Below are 12,863 nucleotides of genomic sequence, written 5' to 3' on the forward strand. Positions count from 1 at the left end.
TTAATTCTCCTGATCTGTAGGCATCGAGAATTTCTTTATGGTTCATACGATTAACTCCCTTCTATGATGTTTTGCACACTCTTAAAATCCAATTTCCCTTGCGCCACCTCTTGCATCAAACCGATGATTTGCTCGTCAGTGTACAGGCTGTTGGTTTGATTTTGCGGCAGAGCCTCCGCGCTTCGGTTTTTTCCTTCAGCTTTTAAGGCCACATAAGCAGAAAGCGCTTGGATTGTCTGGAATTCAAGAAGCTCCCGGCCGGTCAGCTTGATCTGAATGGTCTTTTCTAAATGACGCATCAGCTTTCGGCCAAGAATTGAATCCATCCCGTATTCTTGAACGTTTCTTTTGAAATTGATTTGATGCCGTGACAGGCTCAGCTCTCGTTCCAGAAATTGTACGATGATGTCTTGAATGTGTTTCTCTTCCTTGGACTCGTCAGTCTCACTTTGGGCGACTTGTGACGATGGCCTAATATTCTTATCTGATGAGATCCAATAGCGTTCCTTTGCAAATGGATAGCCAGGTAACGGAACGATACGGACATTATTGTCTTCATGGAGCAGTTCCCAAGAAATATGATTTCCTTTCGTCCACCAATCTGCTATCTTTTTAAAATCTTTTTCTATGACGACCGTTTTCAGAGATGTTTCATCTAATTCTTCTGAAATGGCTTCCGCATTCCCTGTATAAAAAGATGTAAATTGGCCGAATGATTCACCATTCTTCACCGCTTCTGCAAATTCCTTCAATTTTCGCACCAGTTGTTCCTGATTATTCACTACGATCGCCAGTCTTGCTTCCATTGCTTTTCTTCCAACCTGGAGTGTATACGCAACATCTGGTAATGAAAGGCTGTCATTCTGCTCTGCATACTCAAGCATTTGCAGAACAGCATCGTGAAGCCGATCCTCATTTTGAGCAGAAAGCACGATAACTTGCGGACATTCCGTTGGCTCTTGATGCGCGGATGCCTGCTCATCCGGAATGTATTCTTCAATTACTGCATGCGCATTCGTACCGCTGATGCCCGTTGTGCTGATTGTCCCCATCCTCGGATTATGATTTTTTCTGATCCATGGCTGGTTCTCTTTGTGAAGCACAAAAGGGCTTTCTGCAAACTGAATATAGGGATTGCTCGATTCACATTCATGGGTAGCAGGAATGGTTTGATTTTTTATAGCCATCAGCATACTGATCAAAGCAACCACACCGGAAGCTGCAAATGTGTGTCCGATTAATGATTTAATCGAGCCGATGGTGCAGAATTGCTTCTGTTTCGTATATTTGCTGAACGCACCCGTCAATGCCTGTACTTCAAGCGGATCTCCCAGATTTGATCCAGTGCTGTGCGCCATCACATATTGAATATCCAGCGGATTGACCTGATATTTTTCATAAATGCTTTCTATTAATTCCGCCTGGCTAAAAGGATTGGGAGCTGTCATTCCATTGGTTTTGCCGTCATAATTCACGCCGCTTGCTTTTATACATCCATAAATGTGATCTTGATCTTCAATTGCCTTTGATAATGGTTTCAGCAGAACAGCTGCTACCGCTTCACCAGGCACAAGCCCATTGGCATCCTGGTCAAACACTTTGCATTGTCCATCTGGAGAAAGCATTTCTGCCTTTGTCAGCGCCTCATAAGACATTTGAGAAATATTCAGACTGACGCCGCCGGCTAAAGCCATTTCACAGTCTCCCTGACGCAAGGCTGCGCAAGCCTGATGAATGGCTACAAGTCCTGAGGAACATGCTGCCGTCAGCGCCATATTAGGTCCTTTTAAATCTAATGCGTATGCAATTCGCGCAGCCAATGTGGCGTTTTGAGTGCCGGTAATATAATCCGTATCACCGGTTAAGTGGGCATATTCTCCTTCTTCCACACCCACATAAACGCCGCAGGACTTTCCTTTAATCCGGTTTCCCATATATCCTGCGTCCTCAAATGTATGCCATGCTTCTTCCAGAAACAATCGCTGGCGCGGGTCCATACTTTTGGCTTCTTTAGGCGATATGTGGAAAAACAGCGGATCAAATCTGTCTATGTCTTTCAAAAATGCGCCCCATCTCGGCACTTCTGCTTTCTCTGGATGTCCTTTGACTTCACGCCAGTCCCAGCGGTCATTCGGAATTTCTGAAATGCATTTTTTTCCGTTTTTCAGATTGTTCCACAATTCATGAACCGAATCAGCTTGAGGAAACCTGCCGCTCATTCCGATAATGGCGATAGGCTCTGTGTAAAGCTGCCGACCGCTTCTATGGCTGTTTTGTGTTTCGAGTGCTGCAGAAACCGGCACTTCAGCTTCAGCCTGATTCTGAGTATCAGACGCATCACCCCGGTAAAATTCCTCGATCAGGCCTTTATGATCAGTTAAAAAGAAGCGGATCAATTCTTTTAAAGTCGAATAGCCAAAAAATAATGCAGGCGTTATCTCGACTTTGTAATAGTCAGTTAACACGTTCGAGAATTTAGCCAAGTAGATGGAATCAAATCCAAAGTCGGCCCAGTTCTTATTCAAGTCTAGCTTGTCTTTTGAGATCTTAAGCAAGGTGTGAATATGCGCTTTCAAGTCCATTTCCAAACGTTTTTCAACGCTTAGGTTCTTCATCCCGCCCGATGTTTCTTGTGCAGGCGGGGCTATCATGTCCGGTTCTGGAACGGCACGTTCAGTCATTCCTAAAAAGCGGCGGACCCGGCTTGGCTGACCGGCTATGATAAGATGCTGCGCATCCTGCTGAGACAAAATGTGTTCAAACATACGTATGCCTTCTTCCGCTTCTAAGAAGCGCTGACCGCTTGACTTCAGGTACATCTCGGTAGTTTTGGCATTCCCGATTGTCATCCCGCCGTCCTTCCAAACAGGCCAGTTGATAACAAACGTATTGCCGCGATGAAGCTCGTTTCTGTAATGTGCATAAGCCATTTGGAACCGATTCCCTACCGCATAATCACAAAAACCAAAGTCTCCTAAAATAGCAGAAGACGAAGAGAAGTAACAGATAAAATCCAGGGTTTCTTTTTTAAACCACTCGTCAAGCGCGATCGTTCCATTGATTTTCGGTTCAATAATGCGCTTGAAGCTATCCATCTCTTTTTCAAAAATAGAGGACCCGCTCTCGATACCGGCAGCATGAATGACACCATGGATGGTGCCGTACCGGTCTTTTCCGCGTTTCACACAGTCTCCCATTGCGATCGGATCACACACATCCGCCTCTGCATACATGGCTTCGCCGCCTAACTCCTTCAATGCTTTTAGCTGCTTTTGTTTTTCTTTGTTGATAGGCGTTCGTCCTGTCAGAATGATGTTCGCGGCATAGTTTTTAGCCAAATGCTTGGCGAATAAATAACCGAGCCCTCCTAAACCGCCTGTAATCAGGTAAGTTCCCCCTGACTTCAATTTGCTGTTGCCTGGCTGTAACGTTGTCTGTTCAATCTGACATACATAACGTTTCTCATTCTGATACAAGACGGTTTGTTCGGTTGAAGCCTGTAATTCCGTCCAGATCTTACTTGTCCAATCATCCATTGATTCTTTTGGAATTTGATCAGCATCCTGAAAGATTCCTGTCACTTTCGTATTCGGAAGGACTAGCCCGAGTGAACGTTCAAATCCTATCCATGATTCCAGATAACTTCGGTCAAGACCCTTTTCAAAACATCCAGCCAATAACACACGGGCAGGTTGAAGCTTCGCGGCCGCCATAGCTTGCAATAAATAGACTGCACAGGAATAATCCTGACTACAGCTTGAATCCTCCGTCGCCCATAAATAGAGGATTGCATCCGGTTCTCCATGTTCTTCCTGAATCCTCCGGAAGGCTTTCTCAAAAGTGCTGGGGTCCTTCCGTACAATTTGATAAGAGTATTGAGACTGTTTGCCGTACGTTTCGCCTTGAGAAACAAATATGACCTTGGTCTCTGAATCAAAGCTTTTCACAGCTGAAGCAAATGCTTGTTGCTTGTCTCTGTCAGTCAGAAAACAGACGAGAGTTGTGAAGCTTTTCGATGTGAGAGACACCTGCTGTTCTTTCCATACTTCTTTAAAGGTCATCACCTCGAAGTCTTCTTGCTCTTGGTGTTCTATATTGTTTTCAAAGGACGTTGTTCTCTTTTCAACACCTGATGCCCAGTAATGTTCCTTCGCAAATGGATATGTCGGCAGGCTGATTCGCATCGGCTTATGAGCTCCGTACAGCTTTGTCCAGTCAAAAGACAAGCCCTTCACCCAAAGATCCAGTAATTTCGTAAATTTCCCTTTGCTCACCCAGGCGTCTATCATCTTCTCCGTATCTTCATCAGCTGATAAGAGCGCTAATGCTTGTTTATTATCGTCGATACGATCCAGATACAGATCCTCTGCTTTCATTTCTATAAAATCTTGCAGCTTGCTCTCTAGATCTTCTATTGATTCGGCAATAAAGCCAAGCCTTTCCTCCATTGCTTCACGGCCTGTTTGCAGCGTAAAGGCAATCCGGACCAGATCTGATTCACTGTACCTTTTTTCGCGAACGGCAGTGAGCAGCTGCTCCGCCCTTTCTTGAAGCCGTTCACTGTTTTTCGCTGACAGCACGATCAGAGCAGGAGGATGAACTTGAGGTGTTTGTGCCCCGGTTTTCGGAATATATTCTTCTAAGATCAGATGGGCATTTGACCCGCCGGCGCCAAAACTGCTTAATCCGGCGCGTCTTGGCACTTCCCGACCGTCAATGATCGGCCGCTTCCATTCACCAAGCTTTTGCTGAACGATAAACGGAGTTTGACTGAATTCAATATTTGGATTCAAACGCTCAGCATGCAGTGATGGTGCGATTTGACCGTATCTAAACTGAAACAGTATTTTTGTCAAACCAGCGATGCCGGCTGCACTTTCACAATGACCAATATTGGATTTGCTGGAGCCGATCGCGCAGAACTGTCTTTCTTGTGTATCTTCCTCAAACGCTTTTGTTAATCCAGCAATCTCAATCGGATCTCCTAATGCAGTGCCTGTTCCGTGTGCCTCCAGATAACTGATCGTTCTGGCTGGGATATTGGCATGCTGAATGGCTTCTTTAATCAACTTGGCTTGGGCATTCGGATTTGGAACCGTATATCCGTTGGTTTTGCCTCCGCTGTTAATGGAGCTGGCCTTTATCACCCCATATATATGGTCACCATCTTCTATTGCTTTTTGCAAAGGTTTTAAAATGACGGCACCCACTCCTTCTCCGTCAACAAACCCATCTGCGTCATCACCGAATGATTTACATTTGTCAGTTTCAGAGAGCATGTTCATGACAGATAAGTTCTGATAGTGAACAGGGTCGACAACTAAATTGACGCCGCCGGCAATGGCGCACTCACTTGATCCGCTGTAAATGCTTTCTAACGCCAAATGGATCGCTGTCAGAGAAGACGAACATGCTGTGTCAACAGCAAGGCTCGGGCCTTGGAAATTCAGCAAATAGGATACCCTGTTGGCAATGGACCAATAGCCGTAGCCAGTAGGATAATTTTTGTTCATTACTCCGGCAAAGACGCCGACTTTTCTGCTTGAGCAGAGCCTGTCTGGCGTGTATCCCGCATCTTCAATACTCGCATAGGCGGTTTGCAGGAATAATCGCTCCTGAGGGTCCATTCTTTCTGCTTCTAGCGGAGAAATTTGAAAGAATAAAGGATCAAAAGTATCCATACCTTTGATAAATCCGCCCCATTTTGTATAAATCGAGCCTTCTTTTCCTTTTTCTTTATCGTAATATGCTTTCCAATCCCAGCGATCTTTCGGGATTACCTCTATACAATTTCTTCCTTCTTTTAGATTGTTCCAAAATTCTTCTGCTGTCTCCGCCTGAGGATAACGCCCGGATATGCCGATAATGGCAACATCACGGCTGACCGGTGCTTGTGCCAGTGATGGTGCTTCTTTCTCGCGGCTGCGGCCAAGCTTACGATAGCGCCGGGTTGTGTCAGGCGCCTGCCCAGCCTTCTGAGAAGATTTGTTATTGATTGCTACCGGCTTGTCATTTTGCACTTGACGGTCAAGACCTGTCAGTCTCAAAAGTGCTTCTTTTTTCGTTTTGATTAAGTGTTCCACTAACGCGTCTATTGTCTGATACTCAAAAAATAAAGTGCTGCTCACATGGTCTAGTTCCTTACGCAATGTATTCGTGAGCTGAACAACGACAATGGAATCGATGCCATACTTTTCAAGCTGTTCAGATGAATCAATTTTACTTGCAGGGATTTTCAATGTTTGTCCGATTAGTTTTTTCATATACTCGGTGCTTTTTTCTATCAAGACGGCATCATTTGATGGTCCACCTATCTCTGAAGCTTCGTTTTGGACAGATGCCGGCTCCTTCCTCACTGAAGAAAAATCCTTTTCTGCAGGAGGCGCCATTTCCATAGCCATACGGCGCACCACTCCGTTGCTTGAGGCTGCGATGATCTGGTGACTGAGATCATGTGCTGCTTCTGCCGGGAAGAACACGGATTCAAATCCTTCGCTTTCTAAGGCCTCTTTCCATTTGTTTGGATATAGACCAGGACAGCCGGGAATTCGCAGCGCAGGATCTTCATACAGCCACCAGCCTTCCAACAGTCCGAAGGTGATGTGTGGAAACAAGCTGTTTCCCGCCATTTCATTTAGTAACAGCAATCCGTTGTGCTTCATGACAGCTTTTGCATGCCGCAGCGTTTGGCGAATATTTTTTGTCGCGTGAAGGACATTAGCGGCAATTACAACGTCATAGCCGCCTGCCTCGATTTCCTGCTGATCGATCGGTTTTTCTACGTCAAATAGCTGATATGTCAGGTAAGGGTTTTCCGCCCCATACTCTTTTTCTGCATGCAGCAAAAACGCCTTTGAAAGATCTGTATAACAATATTCTCCTATATGATTTTGATAGGTTTTCAGTTTTTGAAAGATTCCGGCACTCGTGCCGCCAGTACCTGCGCCTATCTCCATAATGCGAATGGAGGTTTTAGGGTCCTGTTTCAGCCGTTCATCTACGTAAGCTGTTAACGTATCAGCGAGCACTGTATTGAAGTAGTCTGCAACTTGGTTATGCTTGTAAATACCTTCCACCAATTCCATTGACGAATGAGGGAACATGATATCCGTCGCAGGCACCTTCCCTGTCAGGATATCCGGTAATGCTTTCAGCATGGCCTCAGCTAATACAACCATCGCTTTTGTGTTGCTGTCTTGGAGCCATTCTGATTTTTTTGCATCCCATTCATTCCAAAGCATGTCTATATCCTCTGCCTTGTCCTTCCTCACCAAAGAATCTCCATCTTTTTTAAGGTAGTCTTGCTGCAGAAGGAATTCGCTGCTTTGCCGGAGCCACTTTTCATAAAACTCACGAGTATTGTTGTTTTGTTGAAGACGTTCAACCGATAATGTATGACCATCAAACAGCCCGGCCGTCTGCATCTGTGCTAATAGAAGTCTGTAAAGGAGAGCGTCCAGCTCCTCGTGTGTTACTCTTTTTATTTTCCGTGTTTCCGGCAGGCGTCTCTTCAGGCTTTCGGCGTCTATCGAAGGCTGCTGCGGGTAAAGGGTGATGAATTCCTTCTGATTCACGCCTTCGACTGCAACAGGTTTAGTCGTATGAATGAAAGCCGTTTGGCTGACAGGCCCTGAAAGCAGGGCTTCTAACGCTCTCATCCCTTCCTCAGGTTCAATTAAGCCTAAGCCAATTTGATTCATGAGCTGCACATAATTTTCATCTTCGGCCGCTTCCCTGTTCCCCCAATATCCCCAATTCATGACGTTAACGGGACAACTCCAGCTTTGGGACAGCCGGTAAGCAAATGCATCTGCGAACGCACAGCCAGAGGCATAATGGCTTTGCTTCACATTTTTGATATGGGACACAAGCGAAGAGAAAAATAGAACAAAATCCAAATCCTCCTGCTGAAATACTTGGGCCATATGAACACTTACATCCACCTTTGCCGCCAATCCAGTTCTGAATTCTTCGAGCGTCATATTTTCCAGGCTTTGTTCAAATAAAACCATTGCAGAATGAACGATCCCATGAATATGAGGATGGCGTTTTTTCACTTGTTCATAAGCCTGCTGCAATGAATGCATATCCGCAGCATCGGCTGCAATATAGTAAAGCGCAGGTCCAAGTGCCGAGAGACGGTTTAATTTTGCCTGGATGGCATCATTGATTTGACTGCGTCCAATCCAAATGATCTGCGCCTGATAGCGGCGGATCATATACTCACTCCACGCCTCGCCGATGTACCCAGTTCCTCCAATAACCACATACACTCCGCCGGTTCGATATAACGTATCATTTGACGGGGATTGCTGATAGGGAATCAATTGCTGCTGATGCCATTGGTGATTCCGATAGGCCCACGCGTGCCCAAGACGGTCTGCAGGGAGTGTAAACATCTGTTTGATCGGCCAAGCGCAGCCTTCTTCAAGGTCAATCAGCCGGATCTTCCAATGCGGATATTCCTTAGCCATTGTGCCAATGAGTCCTTGAATGCTAGCATGAGCAGGATTGACAGCTTCATGCTGAGTAATCGGCTGCGCTTGGACGGTGACAATGGACCATTCCAGCTTTTCCCCGCCATAGCCTAATTGAAGAAGTGCTTTCACAAGCTTAAATACGTGAAGAACGTTTTCTTCCTGTTCTTCAATAAACATCTGCTCTGAGTGTAGCGGGGCAATCCACAGTACATGGTCAATGTTGCCGCACGCTTGCAGCTTGTTCACTATCGTTTCCATGTGATCTGCCGGCTGGATATCCAAAACTACAGCCTGAGGATAGTATTGTTTCATTAACTTCTGTTCGTGCTCAGTACCCCCTAATAAAACGGCTTGTCCACCGGCAGCCGAGACACCGCTCTCCGCATTTGGAGACACTGGTTCCCAGACAGGAACCATCATCGTATGTCCTATCGGTGAAGATCCCGCTGCTATTGCTTCCGGAGATTGAGGTTCTCCTTCCAGCGCTCTAATGGACGCACCCTTCATTTGCACACAGACATTCCCGTCTTCATCGCATAGATCAATATCATACTTTCTGATTTTGTCCTCTGCCTTACTGTCTGAACTGAATCTAATATAAGACCACATTTCAGAAGGGCAAGGGGCAAGAATGTTAAGTTCCTGCATTGCAAACGGCAGAGACAGCTTATGGACTTGAGCATCCGTATTGACTGAGCTAACGATAAAACCAATCGATGCATGGAAAGCGGCATCCATCAAACTCGGATGAAGCATGAATTGCTTCTTACCGTCTTCCAAAAAAGCGGGTAAGGAGATTTTTGCAAGCAATTGTTCGTGTCCGATAAGCACTTTTTTAATCCCCTGATAGCCCTCTCCATAGTCAAGCCCTATCTTCCGAAACGCCGCATAGCATTGCTCTGACGTCACTGTGTCCAGACTGCATTCCGCCTGCAGCGCTTTAATATCTAAAACAGGAATGTCCGGTTCAGCCCCTAGGATTGCAGTCCCTTGGCTGTGTATCATCTGGTCATCTTTGCTGTAAATCTCATAGCTGATCTCTCCGGTCTCCTCAGGATAAAGGCCAATATGTATCTCTTTTGGTTCACTTTCAATCGCGATAGGACGAATCCAGACGATGTCTCTGAGCGACACAATTCTTTGTCCATCTTCCAGATCACCCGCTGCTTTTTCCGCTGCTTCCCTTGCCATTTCTAAATAGGCAACACCCGGCAGGATTTTCTGTCCCTGCACAACATGATCTGATAGAAAAAATTCCTTGCCTGTGAAGCTAGAGCTAAAGCGCTGCTCAGAAAAGTCTGACGTATTCCTATGCAGCAGCGGATGTAATGCAGAATTCGTTGTTCTGCCGCTGATTTTCGTCTCAGGTGCCGGTATCCAGTAGCGTTCTTTTGCAAACGGATAGGTCGGAACACTTATTTTAAGCGGCTTGCGAGCGCCGTAGAGTTCATCCCAGTTGACCTGTTTTCCTTGAACCCATGATTCTGCGATGTTCTTCAAATCCCCCGATTTTGCCCCGGTAAACCCTTGACCCTCTTTGGCCGGTCCGGTCCAGAAGCGATCGGCTTCTTCGCCTTTTACAAATGCTTGAAGTTGATGAATTAGATCCTTTATGTCTTTCACGATGAAGGCTGCCCGCTCCTCCATTTCCACCCGTCCTGCCTGCAGTGTATAAGCAAGCTCAAAAAGATTAATGTCCTCGTGAAGAAACTCAATGAGTTTGCCGGCGTATGCTTGCAGCCTGTCTATATTTCTCGCCGACAAGGGGATAATTGCCTCTTCATATTTCACAGAAACAGAAGCTGAGTCGTTCTCTTCCGGGATGTATTCTTCCAAAATGATATGCGCATTGGACCCTGACGCTCCAAACGAACTTACACCGGCACGGCGGGGATACTTAATCTCCATTCCGTTTTCTGTCAATGCCGGCTGCTCCCATTTCTTCGCTTCGCGCTGAACAAAAAACGGTGATTGATCCAGCTCCAAATAAGGATTCAGCTCTTCTGAGTGTAGGGATGGGACCAGCGTTTTATAATACAGCTGCAGAACGGTCTTCGTTAACCCGCTGATGCCGGCTGCAGATTCAGCATGGCCAATATTTGATTTCACAGAACCGATCGAACAAAATTGCTGATCCTTCGTATTTCGGCTGAAAGCCTTCACCAATCCTTGAATTTCAATTGGGTCTCCTAAAGAGGTGCCCGTGCCATGCGCTTCCACATAGCCGACCGTACGCGGATCGATTCCTGTTTTTTCTAAGCAGGTTTCTATAACATCGGCTTGCGCTATAGGGCTCGGAACCGTAATACCGCTGACTTTGCCTACATGATTAATGGCACTTCCTTTGATGACGGCATAGATCCGGTCACCATCCTGTTCAGCTTTTCGCAGAGGCTTTAATAATACCGTTCCAACCCCTTCTCCAGAAACGTATCCGTCACCGCCTTCGCCGAATGTATGACAATAGCCGTCGCTCGAGTGCATCCCCACACTGCCATAGCTGATATATTTAGCCGGATGCAGAGATAAGTTGACACCCCCTGCTATCGCAGCCTCACATTCCCCATTCCGGATGCTTTCTATCGCCAAGTGAATGGCAGTCAAAGAGGATGAGCAGACCGTGTCCACCGCCATGCTCGGCCCATGGAAATTACAGTAGTAAGACACTCTATTGGCGATTTGCGCATAGTTCAGGGACAAAGGAAATGGATTTTGTTCGGATAAAGCTTCAGCACCTATTAGGGAATAGTCCTTATGCATGACACCGGCAAAGACGCCGACATGCCGTCTTTTATTAGCGCCTCGCTGTGCAGCAATTGTCTCAGGCGTATAACCTGCATCTTCAATGGCTTCCCAGCATGTCTCTAAAAATAAGCGTTCTTGAGGATCCATGGTTTCTGCTTCTCTGGGAGAAATTCTGAAGAATTGCGGATCAAAGCAATCGGCATCCTCAATGAACCCGCCCCATTTTGAAAAGGGCTTTCCTGAAGGTGTTGTCAGTTCATCGAATTCCTTCCATTCCCACCGTGATTTCGGAATTTCACTGATGCAGTCTGTTCCAGCCTTAAGATTTTCCCAAAATTCTTGTATGTTTTTCGCCTTAGGATAACGGCCTGCCATCCCAATGATCGCAATGTCCTCCGCTTTTTTTGGCGGGGAAGAAGGAGCATCTAAAGACTCCGGCAGTGATGCAGGAGACTGGCGGACAGCATCGTCCGCCTCTCCAAACAAATAGTTTTCAGCCAAATGCGCTGATAATTCTGCAATCGTTGTATATTCAAACAGCAAAGTGGGAGAGAGATCTTCTCCAACATGAGATCCTATCGCCTGAACAATTTCAAGCAAGGATGGCGAATCTAACCCAAGCTCATAGTACCCGGCGTGAATATCCATTTGTTCTGCCGGTTTTTCAAGCTGTTCAGCCAGCAACTGACGCAGTAACCTTTCAAACGCATTGTATTTCCGGCCAGCGTCATGAGAGACAGTAATTTCTTTTACCACTCTCTCTTCCTGGAGCTGATCAGTTTCTTTTTCAGGCTGAAAGGCCTTCGCATCCCGGACAGACTTGCTTGCGAAGTTTTTGAGTTCGGCTACTTTTTGTCCAGAAGAATTAAAATATTCAATGGTCATATAAGTGAGCTCGTTTTTCTGGCGCACGGAGGAAGCCTGAATGCGCGCCGCACATTCTTTTTGTAATGGCTCTGAAGCTGTAAAGGATTCGAAAAACAAAGGCAGATACACAGTCTGTTCGTTTTTATTTACACTTGAGAGCAAGCCGCTTGACCCTAAACCGCTGCCGTCGATGAGCGCCGGATGAAACATAAAAGCCTCAGAATGAAGCAATGCTTCTTGTCCGACAGATACATCAATCAAAGCGGCCTCTTTTGTTTCATATACCTGTCCTTCTGCTTTCATCATGCCTGTATGCACTAATTCTTGACGGCGGCATTGATCATAGATGTCGTCCAAATTCAGAATTCGTCCGGCCGCTTTTTTCCATTGATGAAGGTCAATCTTTTCCGTGAAAGCAGCTGGTGCTTTATGATGCATCTCAGCCGAAGCATATCGTCTATGACCTGATAACGACTCTCCATGCTGTTTTTGCCCTTCAATGAAGATGGACCATGTCTCTTTTTTGCTTTCAGACACTTGGATTGTCAGGGCAATGTCATACGATGCTTCCGCGATCAGAGGATAAAAAATGGTCAGATTTTTCAGTTCTAGCTCTTGATAAGCGTAACCATGTTCTTGGAATACTTGATAAATCAGATCTATATAAGCAAGGCCGGGTAATAACGCTTGTCCATATACCTTGTGATTGCACATGATAGGATTATTTAATGAGATGCGCAGTTGTTCAGTTATCATGTTCCCACTCCTCTC

The 12,863-nt window shown here is 45.9% G+C and carries 1 protein-coding gene; it reads right to left on the reverse strand.

What is annotated here, in order from left to right; all coding sequences use genetic code 11:
- Positions 1-50 precede the first annotated feature (50 nt).
- Positions 51-12,848: an SDR family NAD(P)-dependent oxidoreductase gene (locus MTN95_RS01315; protein ID WP_248336698.1), complete on the reverse strand. Its 12,798-nt coding sequence runs from the start codon at positions 12,846-12,848 to the stop codon at positions 51-53.
- Between the last annotated feature and the right edge of the window lie 15 nt (positions 12,849-12,863).

The organism is Bacillus sp. 2CMS4F, assembly GCF_023161785.1.
GTDB lineage: Bacteria > Bacillota > Bacilli > Bacillales > Bacillaceae > Bacillus > Bacillus halotolerans.

What these genes read in the sequence shown, in the direction of transcription:
- MTN95_RS01315 (WP_248336698.1), bottom strand. Translation starts at nt 12,848, where the DNA reads ATGATAACTGAACAACTGCGCATCTCATTAAATAATCCTATCATGTGC.